This window comes from Microvirga sp. P5_D2, from assembly GCF_054049475.1.
The window spans coordinates 57,528-80,260 of record NZ_JBFUMH010000004.1; the positions used below are offsets into that span (position 1 = coordinate 57,528).

At 63.1% G+C, this 22,733-nt stretch carries 18 protein-coding genes; 11 read left to right on the forward strand and 7 right to left on the reverse strand.

Annotation, left to right across the window (positions count from 1 at the left end; genetic code table 11):
* Window positions 1–23 precede the first annotated feature (23 nt).
* The 4 genes from ACXJKO_RS02820 to xylF form a co-directional block, all read right to left on the reverse strand.
* A complete protein-coding gene (locus tag ACXJKO_RS02820; RefSeq protein WP_457089557.1) occupies window positions 24–776 on the reverse strand; it encodes an SDR family NAD(P)-dependent oxidoreductase in 753 nt (250 codons plus the stop codon).
* Between the two features lie 136 nt (window positions 777–912).
* Entirely contained in the window at window positions 913–1,692 is a 780-nt protein-coding gene (locus tag ACXJKO_RS02825) for an ATP-binding cassette domain-containing protein (RefSeq protein ID WP_457089558.1), read from the reverse strand.
* A 12-nt stretch (window positions 1,693–1,704) separates the two neighbouring features.
* Window positions 1,705–3,000, reverse strand: a complete 1,296-nt coding sequence (locus ACXJKO_RS02830; protein WP_457089559.1) for a sugar ABC transporter permease — start codon at window positions 2,998–3,000, stop codon at window positions 1,705–1,707.
* A gap of 157 nt (window positions 3,001–3,157) precedes the next feature.
* Window positions 3,158–4,204, reverse strand: coding sequence for a D-xylose ABC transporter substrate-binding protein (xylF, locus tag ACXJKO_RS02835; protein WP_457089560.1), 1,047 nt, complete (start codon window positions 4,202–4,204; stop codon window positions 3,158–3,160).
* A gap of 218 nt (window positions 4,205–4,422) precedes the next feature.
* On the opposite strand from xylF, the gene ACXJKO_RS02840 reads away from it, so the two are divergent.
* From ACXJKO_RS02840 to ACXJKO_RS02855, 4 genes are all read left to right on the forward strand, one after another.
* Entirely contained in the window at window positions 4,423–5,637 is a 1,215-nt protein-coding gene (locus ACXJKO_RS02840; protein WP_457089561.1) for an ROK family protein, read from the forward strand.
* A 75-nt stretch (window positions 5,638–5,712) separates the two neighbouring features.
* The gene (gene polA / locus ACXJKO_RS02845; protein WP_457089562.1) at window positions 5,713–8,757 is read left to right on the forward strand and encodes a DNA polymerase I; all 3,045 of its coding nucleotides are present in this window, start codon (window positions 5,713–5,715) and stop codon (window positions 8,755–8,757) included.
* Between the two features lie 110 nt (window positions 8,758–8,867).
* The gene (locus ACXJKO_RS02850) at window positions 8,868–9,578 is read left to right on the forward strand and encodes a glutathione S-transferase (RefSeq protein ID WP_457089563.1); all 711 of its coding nucleotides are present in this window, start codon (window positions 8,868–8,870) and stop codon (window positions 9,576–9,578) included.
* Between the two features lie 363 nt (window positions 9,579–9,941).
* Complete coding sequence (locus ACXJKO_RS02855) at window positions 9,942–11,252, forward strand: adenylate/guanylate cyclase domain-containing protein (RefSeq protein WP_457089564.1); 1,311 nt, start codon at window positions 9,942–9,944, stop codon at window positions 11,250–11,252.
* An 86-nt stretch (window positions 11,253–11,338) separates the two neighbouring features.
* Here ACXJKO_RS02855 and ACXJKO_RS02860 read toward each other — a convergent pair whose 3' ends face one another.
* Window positions 11,339–12,130, reverse strand: coding sequence for a class II glutamine amidotransferase (locus ACXJKO_RS02860; RefSeq protein ID WP_457089565.1), 792 nt, complete (start codon window positions 12,128–12,130; stop codon window positions 11,339–11,341).
* Window positions 12,131–12,312: 182 nt separating this feature from the next.
* Here ACXJKO_RS02860 and ACXJKO_RS02865 point away from each other — a divergent pair, with 182 nt between their 5' ends.
* A complete protein-coding gene (locus tag ACXJKO_RS02865; protein WP_457089566.1) occupies window positions 12,313–13,719 on the forward strand; it encodes a sodium:proton antiporter in 1,407 nt (468 codons plus the stop codon).
* Window positions 13,720–13,771: 52 nt separating this feature from the next.
* Here ACXJKO_RS02865 and ACXJKO_RS02870 read toward each other — a convergent pair whose 3' ends face one another.
* Window positions 13,772–14,866 carry an NAD(P)/FAD-dependent oxidoreductase gene (locus tag ACXJKO_RS02870; RefSeq protein WP_457089567.1) on the reverse strand — a complete coding sequence of 365 codons (1,095 nt, stop codon included), beginning with the start codon at window positions 14,864–14,866 and terminating at the stop codon, window positions 13,772–13,774.
* Between the two features lie 70 nt (window positions 14,867–14,936).
* On the reverse strand, window positions 14,937–16,547 hold the full coding sequence (locus tag ACXJKO_RS02875) for a phosphoenolpyruvate carboxykinase (RefSeq protein ID WP_457089568.1): 1,611 nt from the start codon (window positions 16,545–16,547) through the stop codon (window positions 14,937–14,939).
* 536 nt (window positions 16,548–17,083) lie between these two features.
* On the opposite strand from ACXJKO_RS02875, the gene ACXJKO_RS02880 reads away from it, so the two are divergent.
* The 6 genes from ACXJKO_RS02880 (at window position 17,084) to ahcY (ending at window position 22,649) form a co-directional block, all read left to right on the forward strand.
* A complete protein-coding gene (locus tag ACXJKO_RS02880; protein WP_441984385.1) occupies window positions 17,084–17,782 on the forward strand; it encodes a response regulator in 699 nt (232 codons plus the stop codon).
* 89 nt (window positions 17,783–17,871) lie between these two features.
* On the forward strand, window positions 17,872–19,722 hold the full coding sequence (locus tag ACXJKO_RS02885; protein WP_457089569.1) for a stimulus-sensing domain-containing protein: 1,851 nt from the start codon (window positions 17,872–17,874) through the stop codon (window positions 19,720–19,722).
* Between the two features lie 5 nt (window positions 19,723–19,727).
* A complete protein-coding gene (locus tag ACXJKO_RS02890) occupies window positions 19,728–20,174 on the forward strand; it encodes an HPr kinase/phosphorylase (RefSeq protein WP_457089637.1) in 447 nt (148 codons plus the stop codon).
* Between the two features lie 88 nt (window positions 20,175–20,262).
* A complete protein-coding gene (locus ACXJKO_RS02895) occupies window positions 20,263–20,664 on the forward strand; it encodes a PTS sugar transporter subunit IIA (RefSeq protein ID WP_457089570.1) in 402 nt (133 codons plus the stop codon).
* A 2-nt stretch (window positions 20,665–20,666) separates the two neighbouring features.
* Window positions 20,667–20,987: an HPr family phosphocarrier protein gene (locus tag ACXJKO_RS02900; RefSeq protein ID WP_457089571.1), complete on the forward strand. Its 321-nt coding sequence runs from the start codon at window positions 20,667–20,669 to the stop codon at window positions 20,985–20,987.
* 261 nt (window positions 20,988–21,248) lie between these two features.
* A complete protein-coding gene (gene ahcY / locus ACXJKO_RS02905; protein WP_457089572.1) occupies window positions 21,249–22,649 on the forward strand; it encodes an adenosylhomocysteinase in 1,401 nt (466 codons plus the stop codon).
* Window positions 22,650–22,733 lie beyond the last annotated feature (84 nt).

The following is a 22,733-nucleotide window of genomic DNA, read 5'->3' on the forward strand; positions in this document are numbered from 1 at the left end:
GATGGCGCCTCCTTAAACTTGTCTCAAACCCAGCCGCCGTCCACGAGATAGGTCTGCGCGGACATGGCGCTGGAATCGTCGGAGCCCAGGAACAGCGTGAAGTTCGCGATGTCCTGCGGCACGAGCTTGCGCTTCACGCATTGGCGCTTGAGCAGTTCCTCCTCACCCTCGGGCGTCAGCCACAGGTCGATTTGGCGCTGGGTCATGATCCAGCCCGGCACGAGGCAGTTGACGCGGATGTTCTTCGGCCCAAGCTCCCGCGCCAGTGCGCGGGTGAGGCCGACGGAGGCGGATTTCGCGGTCTTGTAGGCAGCGAACGAATCCTCGCTCACCATGTAGCTCGTCGAGCCCATGTTGATGATGGAGCCGCCGCCCGCCTTCTCCATATCCGGCAGCACGGCCTGCGCTGCGAAGAACTGGTGGTCGAGATTGGTGGCGAAACGCTCGCGCCAATATTCCGGCGTCACCTGATCGATGGTGTGGCGATCATCGCGCGCCGCGTTGTTGACGAGGATCGTGATGGGGCCGACCGCATCGCTCGCACGGCGGATCGCCGCCTGGAAGGCCGGGATGTCGCGCACGTCGCTGTGCTCGAAATGCACGCGCTCGCCCAGCTCCTTCGCGAGGGCCTGACCGGCCTCCGCATTATAGTCGAGGATCGCGACCTTGCTGCCCTGCGCGTGGAAGGCGCGCGCGATGCTTTCGCCGATGCCGCTCGCGCCGCCGGTGATGAGGACGGTCTTGCCTTTGAGGGATCCGTAAATGGTCTGGGTCATCAGTTCTCACTTCATAAAAGGTAAGCTGTCATCCCGGGGCTGCGCAGCAGAACCCGGGATCGTTCAAAGGAAATAGCACTTCATTCTGCGCACGATCCCGGATCGGCTTCGCCGTCCGGGATGACGATGAAAAAGATTAACTCGCGCCTGGCCCTGGCGTTGCGCCTGCGGGGCATTTGCCGAGGATAATCATGCCCAGCACTTCGTCCTGCGTGACGTCTTGAACATTGGCGGAGCCCACGAGCTTGCCGTTCTTCATCACGCTCACGCGGTCGGCAAGGCCGAACACGTCATGGATATCGTGGCTGATGAGGAAGATGCCGATACCCTCCTTCTTCAGCTGCAGCACGAGGTCCGCCACCTGCTGAGTCTCGGCGGGGCCGAGGGCGGCGGTAGGCTCGTCCATAATCAGCACGCGGGCATTGAAGTAGATCGCGCGCGCGATCGCCACCGATTGCCGCTGGCCGCCGGACAGGGCTTTCACCGGCTCCTTGAAGCGCCGGAAATGCGGGTTGAGCCGCGCCATGACCTTGCGGGTCTCGGATTCCATGGTCGCATCGTCGAGCGTGCCATAGGGCGTCAGCACCTCGCGGCCGAGGAAGATGTTGCCCGCCGCGTCGATGTTATCGGCGAGCGCGAGCGTCTGGTAGATCGTCTCGATGCCGTAACGCTTGGCATCGCGCGGCGTCGAGATATCGGCGTGCTCGCCATTCACGTAAATCTCGCCCGCATCCGGCTTGTAGGCGCCGGAGAGGATCTTGATGAGGGTCGATTTGCCCGCGCCGTTATGGCCGAGCAGGCCCACCACTTCGCCGGGGCGCAGGTCGATGGACACGCCGTCCACCGCCTTGATGCCGCCGAAGGCGATGGAGACGTTGCGCATCTCCACGAGAGGCGTCGTCGCTGTCTCTTGCATGATGCGTGTTCCTTACTTGATGCGGCGGCGATAGAAGCCGTCCACCCAGACCGCCAGCACGAGCACCGCGCCGACGACGATGTTCTGCAAAGGCGTATCGACGCCGAGCAGCACCATGCCCGATTGCAGAGATTGCATGACGAGCGCGCCCAGCATCGCGCCGGCAACTGTGCCGATACCGCCCGCGAGCGACGTGCCGCCGATGACGGCGGATGCGATCACGTAAAGCTCGTCGAGCGAGCCGGCGGCGTTGGTTGCAGCATTCAGGCGCGCGGTGGAGATGCAGGCTGCGATTCCACAGAGCAGGCCCATGAGGCCGAACACCTTCATCAGCGTCCAGCGGGTATTGATGCCGGACAGTTCCGCCGCCTCGGGGTTGCCGCCGATGGCGAATACGTAGCGGCCGAAGCGGCGGCGCGTGGCGATGAAGGTCATGACGAGTCCCACCACCACCGCCATCAGCACCGGCAGCGCGACGCCATGGGGAATGAACAATCCACCCTCGGGCCACGCGATGCCGTTGGCCTCGGCCCAGCGGCGCGCGATGCCGGCGGGCAGCGGATAGGAATTGGCGATGGCGGCTGCAGCCAACACCGCGCCGCAGGCAACGGCTGCGATCAGCGCATCGCCCCAGCCGGGCCGCACGGGAAAGCCGAAGCTGATGCGACGACGGCGCGCGAAGCCGAGCGCGATGATGATGAGGCCGCACGCTACGGCCGCGATGATCCATGTGGCGGTGGCGCCGAGCGCACCTTCCACGCCGCCGCCGAAGGCCTTGAAGCGCGTATCCATGGGCGCGACGGTCTGGCCGGTCGTGACCCACCACGCGGCACCGCGCCAGACCAGCAGGCCACCGAGCGTGACGATGAAGGAGGGAATACCGAGATAGGCGATGAGCCAGCCCTGGAACAGGCCAATCGCGCCGCCGAGCACCATGGCGAGAACGAGCGCGATGGGAGCCGTCAGCCAGTGTTCGAAGCCAAGCCACGTGGGCAGCCACTGCACCTGCACGACGCCGATGATCATGCCGACGACGCCGAGAATCGCGCCCACCGACAGATCGATGTTGCGCGTGACGATCACGAGCACCATGCCGGTCGCCATAATGGCGACGGAGGCTGTCTGGACCGACAGGTTCCAGAGATTGCGCGGTGTCAGAAAGACGCCGCCCGACAGGATGTCGAACCCGATCCAGATGACGGCAAGCGCTGCCAGCATGCCGAGCATGCGGACATCGATCTCTAGCTTGGCGAGAAGCGAGCCGGATGCGACGGGAGGCGGCGCGGTAGTGGCGACAGGTGCTGTCATGGCGTCACGCAATTCATCAATGAAGTGTCATCCCTGGCGAGCGAAGCGAGGGAAGGGGATCCACAGGCCATGGCGCATGGATCCCCTTCCCCTCCAGCGGCTTTGCCGCCTCCGGCCGGGGATGACACGGAGGCAGCGTTTTTTGCCGATACCCTGCTTAGTTGCAGGCCTTGACGGTGCCGGCCTTCACGCCCTGGCAGACGACGTCCTTGGACGCCCAGCCTGCATTGATGACCACGTCGAGGTTGTCCTTCGTGATCGCGACGGGGGTAAGGAAGAGAGCGGTCATGTTCTGCTTCTTCGGGCCGAGGTTCCAGGACTTCGCACCCTGGATCTCGGTGAGCTTCTTGCCGCCGGCGAGCTGGACTGCGATTTCAGCGGCGTTGCGGCCGAGTTCGCGCGCGTCCTTGAACACGGTCACAGTCTGGGTGCCTTGCGCGACGCGGTTGAGGGCCGCCTTGTCGGCGTCCTGGCCGGAGACCGGCACGGAGCCCGCGAGACCCTGCGCGGCAAGGGCAGCGATCGCGCCGCCGGCGGTGCCGTCATTGGCGGCGATCACGGCGTCGATCTTGTTGTTGTTCTTGGTGAGGAACTGCTCCATGTTCCGTTGCGCGTTAGCCGGGAGCCAGCCATCGGTGTAGGCCTCGCCGACATTCTTGATCTTGCCGGAATCCATGGCGGGCTTCAGCACTTCCATCGAGCCCTGGAACAGGAAGTTGGCGTTCGGATCCGAGCCCGAGCCCTTGATGAAGGCATAATTGCCCTCGGGCTTCAGCTTCAGCACTTCGCGCGCCTGGAGACGGCCGACCTCGACGTTGTCGAAGGTGAGATAGAAGGCCTGCGGAATTTCGATGAGGCGGTCATAACCCACCACGGCGATGCCTTCGGCCACGGCCTTCTCGACGGCCGGGCGAACGGCGTCCGCATCCTGGGCCAGAATGATCAGCGCCTTGGCGCCGCGCGAGATCAGGCTTTCGATATCGGTGAGCTGCTTGGACGGCGAGGACTGGGCATCGGCTGACACATAGGTGCCGCCCGCCTTCTCGACGGCTGCCTTGATGGCGGCTTCATCGGTTTTCCAGCGCTCTTCCTGGAAGTTCGACCAACTGACGCCAACGACCGGGCCCTTGCCCTGCGCGAGGGCGGCCGAAGCCGAGAGGGCAAGCGCTGCGAGGCTGATTACAGCAGTTTTCTTGGACAACATCGGTTTCCTCCTGGGGCCAGACTGTTCCCTTGCCGGCCCTGTGCTCATGGCAGGCCGCCGTTCCTTCCTGGACCGGCGATGTGGCTCGCGCTGCCATGCTTTATATTTCGAGCGGGGAAATAATTATCGCAAGCATCGGTGCCTTCAAGCGGTCCAGCTCTCATCTTTTGGTCGGATATCCATTTTACCCTGGCATGATTTATTCAAGATATGAACAAATGCTGGCGATGAACACCGTGTCCCTGTCCCCCCGTGAAGCCGCCCGGCGGCGCCTGCTCGATGCCTTGCGCCGCGAAGGTCCGATGGCGCGCGTGGAGATCGGCCAGCATCTCGGCATGAGCCCGGCGAGCGTTTCAGACTTGACGGCAAACCTTCTCGACGAGGGCATCCTCGTAGCCGAAGAAGCGGATCAATCGTCCGGCCTGATCCGGGGACGGCCCAAGGTGCGCCTGTTCTTCGCCGATTCGCTGGGCTCGGTGATCGGCGTCTGGACCGGCTTCAATCGCATCGAGCTGCGGCTTGTGGACAGCGCGGGCCGTAACCGGGCAAGCCGCCACATCGAGCGTCCCTTACGTAACCTCGAAGCCGAGGAGCTGATGGATGTGCTGGCGGACACGATTTCGGCCTTCGCCCAGGATTCCGGCGCAGCCGACGTGAAGGCCATCGGCCTCGCCTGCCAGGGCTATGTGGATACGCGCGACGGGATTGTCGCCTGGAGCCCGGTGCTCGGCACCCGCGACCTGCCCCTGGCTGCGGGCCTGAGCGAGCGGCTCGGCAAGCCGGTCCTGATCGAGAATGATGCCAGCGCCATGGCCTTCGCCATCGCCCAGCGCAGCCCGGACCTCCGCTCGGGCCGCACCGCCTGCCTGATGATCGGGGACGGCGTGGGCCTCGGCTTCCTGATCCAAGGCGAGCTCTATCGCGGCGCGCGCTTCGGCGGCAGCGAGTTCGGCCATGTGCGGCTTCGCCGGAGCGGGCCGCAATGCCGCTGCGGCGGGCGCGGCTGCGTCGAGGCCTATCTGGCCGATTACGCCCTCCACCGGGACGCCCAGCTCATCGACCACCGCCCGGCTCCTACCCTGCTGCTTCCCGGCGAGAACGCCATGAGCGCGGTGGTGGAGCAGGCCCGTGGGGGCGATACCGCCCTCCTTAAACTATTCCATGAGGCAGGAGAGGTTCTGGGCGATGCGGTCGGCATCCTCATCCAGACGCTGGAGCCCGACCATATCGTCATCTGCGGCCCCGGCACCCGGGCCATGGACCTGCTTCGCCCCTCCTTCGAAGCCGCCCTCGAATCGCAGACCATTCCCGAACTCAGGGCCCTCGCTGCCATCCACGTGGTCGAATCCTCCCTCGATCTCCTCACCGAAGGCGTGGTGATGCAGGCGTTGCGCGAACTCGATCTCGATCTCGCGCGGCTCAAGGCTGCATAAAGGGGTATCGGGCATAGCCAGCGGGGCTTAAAAACACTATCTCTTGCGGGTCGATTTTCATCACGCACGAGACCCATGGCTTCCTCCCGTCCCGTCCAAGCCGGCGACCACGTTTTCCTCGTCGACGGCTCCTCCTTCATCTTCCGGGCCTACTTCCAGTCCATGAACCAGGACCAGAAGTACAATTCCCGCAGCTCTGACGGCATGCCGACGGGGGCCGTGCGCCTGTTCGTCTCCAAGCTCCTGCAATTCATGCGCGACGGCGCGGCGGGCCTGACGCCCACGCATCTCGCCATCGTGCTCGACAAGTCCGAGGGCTCGTTCCGCAAGGAACTCTACGAGGATTACAAGGGCCACCGCCCCGACGCGCCGGAGGACCTGAAGGTCCAGATGCCGATCATGCGCGAGGCGATCCGCGCCTTCGGCATGGAGCCCGTGGAGCTTCAGCGTTACGAGGCCGACGACCTCATCGCCACCTATACCCAGGAGGCAAAGGCCCGCGGCGCGGACGTGCTCATCATCTCCTCCGACAAGGACCTGATGCAGCTCGTGGGCCCCAAGGTCTGCTTCTACGATTTCGAATCCGGCTCCAAGGGCAAGCCGGGCTACCGCCCCGAGCGCAATCTCGACGAAGCCGCCGTTACCGAGAAGTGGGAGGGCATTCCCCCGGAGAAGATCGGCGATGTGCTGGCGCTCATGGGCGATACGTCCGACAACGTGCCAGGCGTGCCGGGCATCGGCCTGAAGACGGCGGCGCAGCTCATCAAGGAATACGGCGATCTCGAAACGCTGCTGGAGCGCGCAAACGAGATCAAGCAGCCCAAGCGCCGCGAAACGCTGATCAACAACGCGGAATCCGCGCGCCTGTCGAAGAAGCTCGTGACCCTCGATTGTGAAGCGCCGCTGCCGGTGGCGCTCGACGATCTGCGCGTGCCCGAGCCCGACCCGAAGACGCTGATCGGCTTCCTGAAGGCGATGGAGTTCAGCACGCTCACCCGCCGCGTGGCGGAACTCTACGATGCCGACCCCGCCGCCATCGAGCCCGATCCGCGCATGATGCCGGGCGGCGAGGCAATCAAGTGGGAGCGCAACGGCAGCGCATTCGCGAACAGCGAGCCGCCGCTTTTCGAAAAAGTCGATACCATTGCAGGTGAGGTCGATCCCTTCGCCGGCCTCGACCTGCCGGAGACCGGAGCCGCGCGCAAACCCGTGGAAGGTTTGGGCACGCCCTCGCAGCTTGCCGGCAAGCGCGCGACCGAAGCGACCTCCACTCCCTTCGACGTGACGTCCTACGAGACCGTGACAAGCCTCGACCGATTGAAGGAATGGGTCGCTCAGGCGCGCGAAAAAGGCTATGTCGCGGTCGATACGGAAACGAGCGATCTCGACGCCAACCTCGCGGATCTCGTGGGCTTCTCGCTGTCGGTGGAAGCAGGCAAAGCCTGTTACGTGCCGCTGCAGCACCGCGATGAATCGGATCTCTTCGGCGGCGGCCTGGTGAAGGGTCAGCTGTCCGTCACCGATGCGCTCGATGTCATTCGACCGATGCTCGAAGATGGGTCCGTGCTCAAGATCGGCCAGAACCTGAAATACGATTGGGTCGTGTTCAAGCGCCACAACATCGATGTGCGCCCCATCGACGACACGATGCTGATTTCCTACGTGCTCGATGCGGGCAAGGGCTCGCATGGCATGGACGAACTCTCCCGCCGCCACCTGGGCCATACCCCGATCACCTTCTCCGAAGTGGCCGGCACGGGCCGGAACAAGGTGACCTTCGACAAGGTCGAGATTTCCAAGGCCACCGCCTACGCGGCGGAGGATGCGGATGTGACCTTGCGCCTGTGGCAGCTTTTGAAGCCGCGCCTCGCCGCCGAGCGCCGCGCCACCGTCTACGAGACGCTGGAGCGTCCGCTCGTCGATGTAATCGCCCGTATGGAGATGCGCGGCATTCTCGTGGACCGGCAGATTCTCAGCCGCCTCTCGGGTGATTTCGCGCAGACGCTCGCGCGCCTCGAAGACGAGATTCACGAAATGGCCGGTGAGAAATTCGCCCTCGGTTCGCCGAAGCAGATCGGCGATATTCTCTTCGGTAAGATGGGCCTGCCCGGCGCGAAGAAGACCCCGTCCGGCCAATGGGCGACGCCCGCGACCCTGCTCGACGAGCTGGCGCAGGCAGGGCACGAACTGCCCGAAAAGATCCTCGAATGGCGTCAGCTTTCGAAGCTGAAATCGACCTATACCGATACGCTGCAGGACCACATGCATCCCGAGACCAAGCGGGTGCACACCTCGTTCTCGCTCGCGGCGACCACGACGGGGCGTCTCTCCTCCTCCGATCCGAATCTGCAGAACATTCCGATCCGCACCGAAGCGGGCCGCAAGATCCGCAAGGCCTTCATCGCGCCCGAGGGTCACAAGATCATCTCGGCGGATTACAGTCAGATCGAGCTGCGCCTGCTCGCGCATATCGCCGACATTCCGCAATTGCAGGAAGCCTTCGCCAACGGCGTCGACATTCACGCGGCAACCGCGTCCGCCATGTTCGGCGTGCCGCTCGACCAGATGACATCGGATCTGCGCCGTCAGGCAAAGACCATCAATTTCGGCATCATCTACGGCATCTCCGCCTTCGGCCTCGCCACGCGCCTCGGCATCGGCAATGCGGAAGCCTCGACCTTCATCAAGCAATATTTCGAGCAGTTCCCCGGCATCCGCAACTACATGGACGAGACGAAAAAGTTCTGTAAGGAAAAGGGCTACGTGACCACGCTCTTCGGTCGCGTCTGCCATTACCCGCAGATCAAGTCGTCGAACCCGTCCGAGCGCGCAGGCGTGGAGCGTCAGGCGATCAACGCACCGATCCAAGGCACCGCCGCCGACATCATCCGCCGCGCCATGATCCGCATGGAAGATGCGCTCAAAGCCGAGCGCCTCTCCGCGCGCATGCTGCTGCAAGTGCACGACGAACTGGTGTTCGAAGCGCCCGACGACGAGATCGAGGCAACGCTCCCCGTGATCTCGCGCGTGATGACGGAAGCACCCTTCCCGGCTGTCTCGCTGAAAGTACCGCTCGCCGTGGAAGCGCGCGCCGCGCAAAACTGGGACGAGGCGCATTGATTAGATAAGCCAGATAGTTCTTTAAAGCGTCCGGCTCAGATTGCCCCTTTGACATTGGGACTGACAGCTCCACCATCCTTCATACGGTTTTGAAGTGATCAGGAGCGCCCATGTCATACGAACTCTACTACTGGCCTACCATCCAGGGACGCGGTGAGTTCGTGCGGTTGGCACTCGAAGAGGCGGGAGCCGATTACATCGACGTGGCACGGGAATCCGAGGGCATCGCGGTGATGATGCGGATGATGGATCATGCGGACCATCCGCCCTTCGCGCCGCCCTTCCTCAAGGACGGCGAGACGATCATCGGTCAGACGGCGGCGATCCTGCTCTATCTCGGCGCGCGCCACGACCTCGCGCCCAAGGACCCGGCGGGCGGGCTTTGGACGAGCCAGATCCAGCTCACCATCTCCGACTTCGTGGCGGAGGCGCATGACACGCACCATCCCATCGGCGTCGAGCTCTATTATGAAGACCAGAAGGAAGAGGCCCTGCGCCGCTCGGCCGAGTTCCGCAAAAGCCGCATCCCAAAATTCCTGGATTGGTTCGAGACGATTCTGTCCCACAATCCCGGACGCGGCGGATATCTCGTCGGCTCGTCCGTGACCTATGCGGACCTCTCGCTTTTTCAGATGGTAGAGGGGCTCTCCTATGCGTTTCCGAAAGCGACGGCACGGGCGCTGAAGAAAGCGCCCAAGGTTGTGGCGCTGCATCGGGCGGTGTCAGAACGCCCTCGGATCAAGGCCTATCTTGAGAGCCCGCGCCGCATCCCCTTCAACGAGGAAGGCATCTTCCGGTGCTATCCGGAACTGGATAGGTAGCTTCTCATCGTCACGGCCGGCTATTTTCGTCTTAGCTGCTTCCACCGTCATAGCCCTCATCCTGAGGGCCGCCGAAGGCGGTGTCTCGAAGGGCGAGGCGTTTCCAGTATTCTCTGGACCCTCCTTCGAGACGCCTGCTGCGCAGCCCCTCAGGATGAGGTGAGTGGATTGGGAACAGGTGTGAAGGCAGCCTTATCAATCTGCCTGGATGCCTTTGCCCTTTGCAAAGAAACACCCTTACACCTCTTGATAAATATCGAAATGCAATAACATAATAACGAGAGGGTAGCTTCCGTGGGCTTTCGCACGGCTGATCCCAGGACGGACCTGTAGAAGTCCAATGGGAAGGGGGTTGGTTGACCGGTGAAACGCAGGGCGACGACGATCCTGGCCAGCGACGTGGTGAGCTTCTCGCGGCTGCTTGCTGAGAATGAGGAGGAGACCGTCCAGCGGCTGACAGCCTATCGCCGGGCCTGCGAGACTTTTGTCTCGCGTCATGGGGGCCGCATCTTCAACACGGCCGGCGACTCGATCATGTGCGAGTTCGAATCCCCGCTTCATGCCGTTCGGGCCTCCGTGGATATCCAGGAAGCGGTCAGGGCCCGCAACCTCGCTTTTCCCCCAAGCCGCTGGCTGCAATTTCGCATCGGTATCGCCTCGGGCGAGGTCGTGGACCGCGATGGCGATCTCATGGGCACGCCCGTCAACATCGCCGCCCGCCTGGAGAAGTTCGCCAAGCCCGGCGGCGTCTGTATTTCCGATACGATCCATGAGGCCGTTGCGGGCCAAGTATCCGTGCCATTCATCGATCTGGGCAAGCGGGCGGTGAAGAACATTCCCTTCCCGGTTCACACCTTTGCCATCGCCTGGCCGGGAACAGCGTTCGACCAGGAGAAAGACGAGCCCGTTCTGCGGCGGCATCGCTATTCCCGCTGGGCATCCGCCGCCTGCGCGGCCATCCTGATCCTGGCCAGCGCCGTTGCCGGTTGGCAGCTTGCCGGCCGGTCGGCCGAAGCCGATGTCGTGTTCGCCGATCCCTCGCCGGCCCAGCAGGCGGCGCAGGCCCTGGTGCGCTCCAGCAACCCGGCTGATTCCTTCGCGAACCTTTCCCAGAAAGGCGGCCTGATCGAAGATCCCAAATCCGCGCCGGGACTCTACTACAAGGCTCTGCTCTTCGAGGCGAAGGGTGAAATCTCGGGGGCTCATCGCGCCTATTTCGCGCTGGCGCGCATGGGCCTCGATTTCGTCGATCCGCATTTGCGCTATGCGGCCTTGGTGAACGCCCATGAGGGCAGCGCCATGGCCCGGCAGGTCTATGAGGAGTTGCAGGAGGATGCGCCGACCCGCTCCACCGCCCTGCTCCATGCACTGCAATTCGAGGGCGCGGAGCGCATCGCGCGCCTCAATGCGCTGATCGCGGATCATCCGGATTTCGCGCCGGCCTATTACTTCCTGGCTCAAGAGCATTCGGAGGAACGGCGTGGCCGGTCCGCATCGCCGGGCGACAGGCAGATCGAGCTCACTGCGCTCAACGAGTTTCTCAAATCCCATCGGCAAGGCCGCCTGATGGATTTCTTCCTCGATCACGCGATTGCGGCGGTCTGGCTCGACAAGGCGCGCAAGCGCCGGGACAAGCTGGAGCTGTCGCTCAAGAGCGTGTCAGCGATGCCTTAGATCTGCTTCAGATCTGCTTCGCCGAAAAATGCTCGCTTCGTCGAAAGGCACATCGTTAGGCCCGATCCTTCGGTTCGCACGATGCTCTAAGCTGCCAGCTGCGCCATCGTCTCGTTGAGGCATTGCACGCTCACGCCGCGTCCCGCCTGGGCGATGAGGCTGCATCCCTTCGGCACTTCCCGCCATCCCCTGGTCTTGTCGTCGATGGGTTCGGACACCACGAGCAGGTTACCGTTGTCCTCGCGGAAATAGAGCGTCGGCGGCATGCCGTCGCAAGCCCAGCGATAGGCCCAGAGGTTCTCGCCGTCCGTAAAGGCGGCGGTGAAGCGCAAGGCTTCCTCGATGCCGGCCTCGTCCATGAGGCCGCGCACCGTTTTGAGCGTCCGCGCCATGGCGGTGACGGGCTCCTCGGCCAAGCCGTTGGCGAGCGCTACCAAGAAGATCGCCTCGGAATCCGTGGTGCCGAGGCGGCGGTCATAGAGATCGTCGGGAATCAGCGCCTCGAGACGGCGCTTGATGCGTCCGTAGCCGCCGATCTGGCCGTTATGCATGAAGAGAAAGCGGCCATGGGTGAAGGGATGGCAATTGGCCCGCGTGGTCGAGGTGCCGGTGGAGGCGCGTACATGGGCGAAAAAGAGGCCGGAGCGCACCTGCTCGCACAGGCTTCTCAGATTCTCGTCGGACCAGGCCGGGCGCACCTCGCGGTAGATGCCGGGCTCGGACCGTTCGCCATACCAGCCGATGCCGAAGCCATCACCATTGGTCTCCGTCTTGGCCTCCGCCGCGTGCAGCGATTGATGAACAAGCGAATGGGCTGGGGCGCAGACCAGTTCGTCGAGGAAGATCGGCTCTCCCCGATAGGCAAGGAAACGGCACATCGGCTCAATGATCCCGGCAGGAAACTCAGGTACGGCAAGGCTTGTGTTACTCTGTTGTACTCTCTTTCACTTATGGTGAACAGCCGGTTAACAGGCCTGCCGTTGCGGCGATGCGCACCATCCCTTAAACCGTGTCCATAACATCACAGAAGTACCGGCGCGCCGGTGAGGGGAACCCAACCATGCTTCGCATCTCAAGCGCGGCGCTCGCCGCCGCCCTGATCGGCCTGCCGCAATCCGCCTTCGCGGCTGAGTTGAACGGAGCAGCCTTAAGCGTTGCCTGGGCCCTGCCTTTCGCGGGCATCCTTCTCTCCATCGCTCTCTTCCCACTGCTGGCTCCGCATTTCTGGGAGCACCATCAGGGCAAGATTGCAGCCCTGTGGGGCCTGCTGGTGCTGGCCCCGATGGCTCTTCTTCTCGGGCCCACGACCGCACTTGATGCCCTCGCCCATACGGCGCTTCTGGAATACGTCCCCTTCATCCTGCTGCTGCTTGCGCTGTTCACGGTGGCAGGCGGCATTCTCATCCGCGGCAACATCCATGGCTCGCCCGGCACAAACACGGTGCTGCTCGCCATCGGCACGGTGCTGGCAAGCTTCATCGGCACCACCGGCGCTTCCATGGTGATGATCCGGCCGGTGCTGCGCGCCAATGACGACCGCAAGCACAACGTCCATGTATTCGTGTTCTTCATCTTCCTGGTGTCGAACATCGGCGGCTCGCTCACGCCGCTCGGCGATCCGCCGCTCTTCCTGGGCTTCCTACGCGGCGTAGACTTCTTCTGGACCACCACGCACCTCTTCCCGGAAACCCTCTTCGCCAGCGTAGTTCTGCTCGCCCTGTTCTTCGCGCTCGATACGGTGATCTACCGCAAGGAAGGGCACATCAAGCCTGATCCGACGCCGGACAATCCCGTGCGCGTGACTGGTGATATCAACTTCCTGCTGATCTTCATCATCATCGGCGCGATCCTCATGAGCGCCACCATCGATCTCGGCAGCATCACGGTGCTCGGTGCCGAGATTGCGTTCGCCAATGCGCTGCGCGATGTGATCATGATCGCGGTGACGATCGTCTCCCTGAAGCTCACGCCCGCCGCCAACCGGGCCGAGAACGGTTTCTCCTGGGGGCCGATCAAGGAAGTGGCGAAGCTCTTCGCCGGCATCTTCATCACCATCATACCGGTGCTCGCCATGCTGCAGGCCGGAACGGAGGGCGCCTTCGCGCCTCTCGTGGCCTTGGTGACGAACCCGGACGGCAGCGCCAATCATGCGGCCTATTTCTGGCTGACCGGCGGCCTCTCGTCCTTCCTCGACAATGCACCGACATATCTCGTGTTCTTCGAGTTGGCCGGCGGCGATCCACAACAGCTGATGACCACCGGCGCGATGACGCTGACCGCCGTCTCGGCCGGCGCGGTGTTCATGGGCGCCAACTCCTATATCGGCAACGCGCCGAACTTCATGGTCTATGCCATCGCCCGCGAAGGCGGCGTCAAGATGCCGAGCTTCTTCGGCTATCTGCTGTGGTCGGGCGCGATCTTGATCCCGACCTTCCTGCTGATCACGCTGCTGTTCTTCAGGGGATAGTTGAAAGGTGTCATCCCAGACGGCGCAGCCGATCCGGGATGACAGCCAAATACTAAGCCCCCAACCGCTCCACCACATCCTCCGCAATCGACAAGCACGAGGTCAGCCCCGGGCTCTCGATCCCGAAGAGATGCACGATCCCGCCGAGCCCATGCTCCGGCGGCCCGTCGATCATGAAATCCACCGCTTTCTCATCCGGCCCCGTCAGCTTGGGGCGTATGCCGGAGTAATCCGGCATCAACGCACCGTCCGGCAGTCCCGGCCAATAGCGCCGGATCGAGGCGTAGAAGCTTTTCGCCCGACCTGGATCGACCTCGTAGACTTCGCGCTCGATCCACTCCACATCGGGACCGAAGCGCATGCGGCCGGCGAGGTCGAGGGTCACATGGGTGCCGAGCCCGCCCTCGACCGGTGATGGATAAATCAAGCGCGAGAAGGCGRGCTTGCCGAGGCAGCCGAAATAATTGCCTTTCGCAAGCACGAGAGGCGGCACGCGCTCCGATGGATAGCCTTCGGTCACCCGTGCGAGCGCCTGCGCGCCGAGCCCCGCCGCGTTGACCACGGCATCGACGGTGATATCACCGGGTTCCGCCCCACCCACATGCACGTTCCATTGCGTTCCATTATGCACAATCCGCTCGACGGTAGCGTGGAACGCGATCATGCCGCCTGCATCCTCCAAGTCGCCCTGGAGCGCCAGCATGAGGGCATGGCTGTCCACGATGCCTGTCTCGCGCGACAGCACGGCGCCGGTGCAGGAGAGATTGGGCTCGAGCGCCCTCGCCTCTTCGCCCGCGAGGAAGGACAGGCCCTCGACCCCGTTGGAGATGCCCTGTTGATAGATGCCCTCGATCTTGGCCTGTTCGAGATCGTTCGTGGCGACGATGAGCTTTCCGCATTTCTGATACGGCACGCCGTGGCTTTCGCAGAAGGCGTAGAGCATCCGCCGCCCGTTAACGCAGTACCGCGCGCGCAACGAGCCTTGCGGATAATACATACCCGCATGGATCACCTCGCTGTTGCGCGAGGACACGCCGTTGCCGATGCCGCCGGTTGCTTCGGCCACGATCACGCTGTGGCCGCGCAGGGCCAAAGCGCGAGCGATTGCCAGTCCGACGACACCTGCTCCGATGACGAGAACGTCCATTCGATACTCTTCAATAACAAAACGGCGGCCCGAGAGCCGCCGTTCGTTTTACTCGATACGAAGCGCAGCTTTAAGCCGCAATCGACATCTGCGGCGCGGCGGAGCGCACGTCGGAATCGACGTGTTCCTCGAAGCGCTTGAAGTTCTCGTTGAACATGTCGATGAGGCGCTTGGCGGTCTCGGCGAACTCCGCCTTGTTCTGCCAGGTCTTCACCGGGTACAGGATGTGCGGCTCGACGCCGGGCACCGAGGTCGGTACCGCGAAGCCGAAATAAGGATCGCGGCGGAAATCGGCGCGGGAGAGCGAGCCGTCCAGAGCAGCGGTGAGCAGGCGGCGCGTGACGCGGATCGGCATGCGCCGGCCGACGCCATATTTGCCGCCGGTCCAGCCCGTGTTCACGAGCCAGCAATCCACGTGGTGCTTGGCGATGAGATCGCGCAGCAGGTTGCCGTAGACGGACGGATGACGCGGCATGAAGGGAGCGCCGAAGCAGGTGGAGAACGTGGCCTCCGGATCCTTCACGCCCTTTTCCGTGCCAGCCACCTTCGCGGTGTAGCCGGAGAGGAAGTGGTACATGGCTTCCGCCGGCGTGAGCTTGGCGATGGGAGGCAGCACGCCGAAGGCATCGCAGGTGAGCATCACGATGTTCTTCGGAATGCCCGCGCGGCCGGTTGTGCTCGCATTCGGGATGAAGTCGAGCGGATAGGCGCAGCGCGTGTTCTCCGTGCGCGATGCGTCGTCGAAATCGGGAACGCGCGTGATCGGATCGACGATCACGTTCTCCAGAACCGTGCCGAAGCGCTCGGTGGTGGAGAAGATCTCGGGCTCGGCCTCACGCGACAGACGGATCGTCTTGGCGTAGCAGCCGCCCTCGAAGTTGAACACGCCGTTCGGGGTCCAGCCATGTTCGTCGTCGCCGAGCAGAACGCGGTTCGGATCGTTGGAGAGCGTGGTCTTGCCGGTGCCGGAGAGGCCGAAGAACACGGCGACATCGCCTTCCTTGCCCACATTGGCGGAGCAATGCATGGGCATGACGTTCTTCGCGGGCAGCACGTAGTTGAGATAGGTGAAGACCGACTTCTTCATCTCGCCCGCATAGGACGTGCCGCCGATCAGCACGATCTTGCGGGTGAAGTCGCAGGCGATCACCGTCTCCGAGCGGCAGCCGTGGCGGGCCGGATCGGCCTTGAAGGACGGCAGGTCGATGATGGTGAGGCCGGGCACGTAATCCTGCAGCTCGCCCGCATCGGGGCGGATCAGCAGGTTGCGGATGAACAGCGAGTGCCAGGCGAATTCCGTGAAGACGCGGGCCTTGACGCGATAGGCCGGATCGGCGCCGCCATGGAGGTCCTGCGCGAACAGTTCCTTGCCCTCGGCATGGGCGAGGAAGTCCTGCAGCAGGGTGTCGAAATGGCCGGGCGTGATGGCGCCGTTATTGTCCCACCAGACGGTGCTCTCGGTGGCGTCGTCGCGCACCACGACCTTGTCCTTGGGGGAACGACCCGTATGAACCCCGGTCTCGGCCAGAAGGGCGCCGCCCTTGACCAGCTTGGTCTCGCCCCGGGTCAGGGACTGCTCATAGAGCGCGGGGGCTTCGAGGTTCCAGTAAACTTTTTTAAGATTGCGGAAGCCGAAAGCCTCCGCATCCTGCGCGCTGTTGAAGACGCCGATGTTATCCACGGAAGACTTCTCCTGAACGCCAATCGTCGGCGGCCCAATGATCCGCCTTCAGATGGCCGTCAAAATGTTACCTTTGAGCGGCGGCGGTCTTATTTCCGTTCCACCGCTTGAACTTGGAAGGTGTAGGTCAGCTAACGTTTCCGTCAACCGAGGCATTCCATGACATTCTATTTTGGCGGATGCTAGGCCTGGAAAACGCTTTCTGGAGAGATTCTGCAAGATTTGTCACGATCCTTTAGGATGATTGACCTTGCTCGGGAATTCATTGACCAACCCTATTGMCTGTAAAGCTTTTTAAACCTGATTACCCGACCGTTTTATCCTGAATTTCGACTTGTTCTGTTCAGGTTGTTGAATTTGTTCATCTGCGGTTGAACCGGGCCTTCGTAGACACCACTATGGATATCGGCCCTGGTCATCCCCTTGGGGCCAACCATATTTGTGCCATGAGTATGGCGCAGTTGGGCACGAATGAGGCCCTGCTGCGTTGTTGAACGATAGACTATTATCGTGCGTCTATAGCCAAGGAAGAGTACATGCCCACGATCGCTCTGGTCGATGACGATCGCAACATCCTGACCTCTGTATCGATCGCCCTCGAGGCGGAAGGCTACCGCATTCAGACCTATACCGACGGGGCCTCGGCCCTCGACGGGCTGAAGCACGCCCCGCCGGACCTGGCGATCTTCGATATCAAGATGCCTCGCATGGACGGCATGGAACTGCTGCGGCGCCTGCGCCAGAAGTCGGACCTGCCGGTGATCTTCCTGACCTCGAAGGACGAGGAGATCGACGAGCTGTTCGGCCTCAAGATGGGCGCGGACGATTTCATCCGCAAACCCTTCTCCCAGCGCCTTCTGGTCGAGCGCGTGAAAGCGGTTCTGCGCCGCTTCGCGCCCAAGGACCAGACCGCTCCCAAGGAGATCGATCCCAAGGCCCTGGAGCGCGGCCAGCTCAAGATGGACCCGGAGCGCCATGCCTGCACCTGGAAGGGTGAACCGGTCACGCTCACCGTCACCGAATTCCTGATCCTGCAGGCGCTCGCCACCCGGCCCGGCGTCGTGAAAAGCCGCAACGCGCTCATGGATGCGGCCTATGACGACCAGGTCTATGTGGACGACCGCACCATCGACAGCCACATCAAGCGCCTGCGCAAGAAGTTCAAGGTGGTTGACCAGAGTTTCGAAATGATCGAGACCCTTTACGGTGTCGGCTATCGCTTCAAGGAAGCCTGACGCCAGCAAGCCCTCCTCACGAGGTGGGCACAACCGAAAAACGGGCACGATCCTCGCTAATCCTGCCGGATCATGCTTGGATGAGTGGCATGAAGGCTGATCCTATCCACGCCGAGGCAGCGCTCGACGATCCGCCCGCGCCCCGTGGCATCCTGGCGCGATTGAAGCGTTTCGGCCGCATGCTGGTGCAGCGTGCCTCCTCCAGCCTGACGCGCCGCATCGTCGTGCTCAATCTCGCAGGCCTCGTGGCGCTGCTCGTGGGCTTTCTCTACCTCAACCAGTTCCGTGAGGGCTTGATCGAAGCCCGCGTGCAGAGCCTGCTCACGCAGGGCGAGATCATCGCGGGCGCCATCGCCAGTTCGGCCACGGTCGAGACCAACACCATCACCCTCGATCCAGACCAGCTCCTGCAGATGCAGGCGGGCGAGACGGAGCGCCTCAACGACGAGGGCGCAACGTCGCTCGAATTTTCCATCAACCCCGAGCGCGTCGCGCCGCTGCTGCGCCGCCTCGTGACGCCGACCAAGACCCGTGCGCGCATATTCGACCGGGAGGGCCTGCTCCTGCTCGATTCCCGCAACTTCTATTCGCGCGGCGACATCCTGCGGATGGATCTGGACCCGGTCGGCAACGTGGAGGACACCACGAGCTTCATCGAGCGCACTTGGAACACCGTGCGCAAGATGTTCCGGAGCACGAGGCGTCCGGTGCTCGAGGATGCCGGCCCCGCGAACGGCCGCACCCTGCCGGAAGTGCAGCAGGCCTTTTCGGGCCAGCAATCGAGCGCGGTGCGTGTGAATACCCGTGGCGAAACCATCGTATCCGTGGCGGTGCCGATTCAGCGTTTCCGCGCGGTGCAGGGCGCATTGCTGCTCTCCACGCAGGAAGGCGACATCGACGCCATCATCGCTTCCGAGCGCTTCGCCCTGCTCCAGGTGTTCCTGGTCGCCGCCGTGGTGATGATCGTGCTGTCGCTGTTCCTGGCCGGCGCCATCGCCGGTCCTGTCCGCCGTCTTGCGGAAGCCGCCGAGCGCGTCCGCTGGGGCACGAAATCGCGCCAGGAAATTCCCGACTTCACCGACCGTGCCGACGAGATCGGCCACTTGTCCGGCGCGCTGCGCGACATGACGAAGGCGCTCTACAATCGCATCGACGCCATCGAGAGCTTCGCGGCGGATGTAGCCCATGAATTGAAGAACCCGCTGACATCCCTGCGCAGCGCCGTGGAAACACTGCCGCTCGCCCGCAGCGAGGATTCGCAGAAGCGGCTGATGTCGATCATCCAGCATGACGTGAAACGCCTCGACCGGTTGATCAGCGACATCTCGGACGCCTCGCGCCTCGATGCGGAACTGGCCCGCGCGGATGCGGAGCCGGTGGACATGGCGCGCCTTCTCGACGCGGTGGTATCCGTCGCCAACGAGCGCCGCCAGGAGCACGATCCGCTGATCGCCCTCGACATCGAGAAGCATGCGCGCGGCCGCGATGCCTTTCTGGTGCTCGGCCATGACAGCCGCCTGGGGCAGGTGTTCAACAACCTCATCGACAATGCCCGCTCCTTCTCGCCGCAGGATGCGACCGTGAAGGTGACGCTCAAGCGCCGCCGGGCCGACGTGGAGGTTTTGGTGGAGGACAGTGGACCCGGCATCGAGCCGGATGCTCTCGACCGGATCTTCGAGCGCTTCTATACCGACCGGCCCGACCAGGGCTTCGGCCAGAATTCGGGCTTAGGGCTCTCCATCTCCCGCCAGATCATCGAGGCCCATCGCGGCTCGATCCGCGCCGAGAACCGGCTTGGCGCAACCGATGAATTCGGCGAACCGGAGAGGCTCGGCGCCCGCTTCATCATCCGCCTGCCCACGCCGGACAACTCGCGCGGCAAGAAAGAGCAGAGCAGGAAGGACGCCGTCAGGCAGGAGCGCGGAAAGGTCGAGCCTTGAGCGCTGTGGAGACCATCCACGCCTCCTGCGTCGTCATCGGCGAGGCCGGCGTTCTGATCCGGGGACGCTCCGGCGCCGGCAAATCGACCTTGGCGCGGGAGATCGTGCTGGATGCCGTAAGGGCCGGGCGCTTCGGATGTCTGGTCAGCGACGACCGGACCCAGCTTCGTTCAAGGAACGGGCGCCTCCTCGGCAGCCCCGTGGAGCCGCTCGCGGGACATCTTGAGGTGCACGGCCTCGGGATCATCCGCCAGCCCTTCGAGCCCGCCGCCGTCATCCGCCTCATCATCGACCTCAGCGAGGATCCGCCACGCTTCCCAAACGAGCAGGACGGCAACACTGTTCTATGCGGCGTCGTGGTGCCTCGCATCCGAATGCGGGCCGGGGCAAGCTTCGCGAGCATCGCTCTCGGGCAATTGAGTGGCGTTTGCGACACGATTGAGACACTGTGATGAACTTTTCGTCTCATTGCTCTTGCGCTTGGCTTCGCGCTGCACAAAATAGCCGCTCCGCTCTCGGAGCGTTCGGACCTGGAACATTATGATTGGAATGGTGCTCGTCACCCACGGGCAGCTCGCGACGGAATTCAAAGCCGCGCTTGAGCATGTGGTGGGACCCCAAGAGCAGCTTGAAACGATCACGATCGGCCCTGACGACGACATGGAAACACGGCGCAAGGACATCATGGCCGCCGTGTGCCGGGTCAATTCGGGTCACGGTGTCGTGGTTCTCACCGACATGTTCGGGGGCACGCCCTCGAACCTGGCGCTCTCCTGCATGAACGGCAGCTCCGTCGAGGTGGTCGCCGGCATCAACCTGCCCATGCTCATCAAGCTCGCATCCGTCCGGGATGAGGAACCCCTGTCGGATGCCGTCTCTCACGCCCAGGAGGCCGGGCGTAAATACATCAACATCGCCTCACGCGTACTCTCGGGAAAGTAAATATGGATAAGCTTCTCGATCAGGATTGCCCGCCTGCGCTTGTTCCTGACGGGGCGGAAGTCCGGGAGCTTCCCATCATCAACCGCCGGGGGCTGCACGCCCGTGCCTCGGCCAAGTTCGTCCAGACCGTCGAGCGCTACAATTCCGACGTCACGGTCACCCGCTGCGGCGAGACCGTTGGCGGCCGCTCCATCATGGGCCTTTTGACCCTCGCCGCCGCCCAGGGCACGACCATCACCGTCACCGCCAAGGGGCAGGACGCCGAGACCTGCCTCCAGGCCATCGACGACCTCCTCGCCAACCGGTTCGGCGAGGACGAGTAAGGCGCTTCTCCAGTTATCTCTGCATTTCTCACGTCATCGCCGGCCTTGTGCCGGTGATCCCGATGGCTTGAATCATCGCGCTTTTCCCATCGGGATGGCCGGGACAAGCCCGGCGATGACGGGCAGAGATGAACAACCTCGCCCCAAAAAACATATAAAGACATCTTTATATCTTGATTGCCTCCCCGGCGGCTCTCTGCTAGAGACAGCGCCAATTCAAACCCCAAGAATTCAAACCCCAAGGGTAAGACGGAGGCCAGCATGGCTCAGGACTATATCGTTAAGGACATCGGCCTCGCCGATTTCGGCCGCAAGGAAATCTCGATCGCCGAGACCGAAATGCCGGGCCTCATGGCCGTTCGCGCCGAATATGGCGAGAGGCAGCCCCTCAAGGGCGCCCGCATCGCCGGCTCTCTGCACATGACTATCCAGACCGCGGTGCTGATCGAGACCTTGAAGGCTCTCGGCGCCGACGTCCGCTGGGTCTCCTGCAACATCTACTCGACCCAGGACCACGCCGCTGCCGCGATTGCCGCCGCCGGCATCCCGGTCTTCGCCTATAAGGGCGAGACCCTCACCGAGTACTGGGACTACACCGCCAAGCTGTTCGACTGGCATGGCGGCGGCGTGCCGAACATGATCCTCGACGACGGCGGCGACGCCACCATGCTCGTCCATCTCGGCCTGCGCGCCGAGCAGGGCGACGTGGCCTTCCTCGACAAGCCCGGCGCTGAAGAAGAGGAAGTCCTCTTCGCTCTCATCAGGCGCCTGCTCTCCGAGAAGCCGAAGGGCTGGTTCGCGGAAGTCGCCAAGTCCATCAAGGGCGTGTCGGAAGAGACCACCACCGGCGTCCACCGCCTCTACATCATGGCCAAGGAAGGCAAGCTGCTCTTCCCGGCGATCAACGTGAACGATTCGGTCACCAAGTCGAAGTTCGACAACCTCTATGGCTGCCGCGAGTCGCTCGTGGACGGCATCCGTCGCGGTACGGACGTGATGATGGCCGGCAAGGTCGCCATGGTCGCCGGCTTCGGCGACGTGGGCAAGGGTTCGGCCGCCAGCTTGCGCCAGGCAGGCTGCCGCGTGCTGGTGTCGGAAGTCGACCCGATCTGCGCGCTCCAGGCCGCCATGGAAGGCTATGAGGTCACGACGATGGAAGACGCGGTTTCGCGCGCCGACATCTTCGTCACCGCCACCGGCAACAAGGACGTGATCACCCTCGATCACATGCGGGCCATGAAGGACCGCGCCATCGTCTGCAACATCGGCCACTTCGACAACGAGATCCAGGTTGCCGGTCTCAAGAACCTCAAGTGGACGAACATCAAGCCGCAGGTGGACGAGATCACCTTCGCCGACGGCCACCGCATCATCCTGCTCTCGGAAGGCCGCCTCGTGAACCTCGGCAACGCCATGGGTCACCCGTCCTTCGTGATGTCGGCTTCCTTCACGAACCAGACGCTTGCTCAGATCGAGCTCTGGAACAATGCCGGCCAGTACGAGAATCAGGTCTACACCCTGCCGAAGCACCTCGACGAGAAGGTCGCGTCGCTGCACCTGGAAAAGATCGGCGTGAAGCTGACCAAGCTGCGCCCCGATCAGGCTTCCTATATCGGCGTGAAGGAAACCGGCCCGTTCAAGCCGGATCACTACCGCTACTAAGATCTAAGCTACTGCTAACTTTAGGAAAAGCCCGGCTTCGGCCGGGCTTTTTCATGTCCGGATCGCTCGAATCGCCAAGCCTTC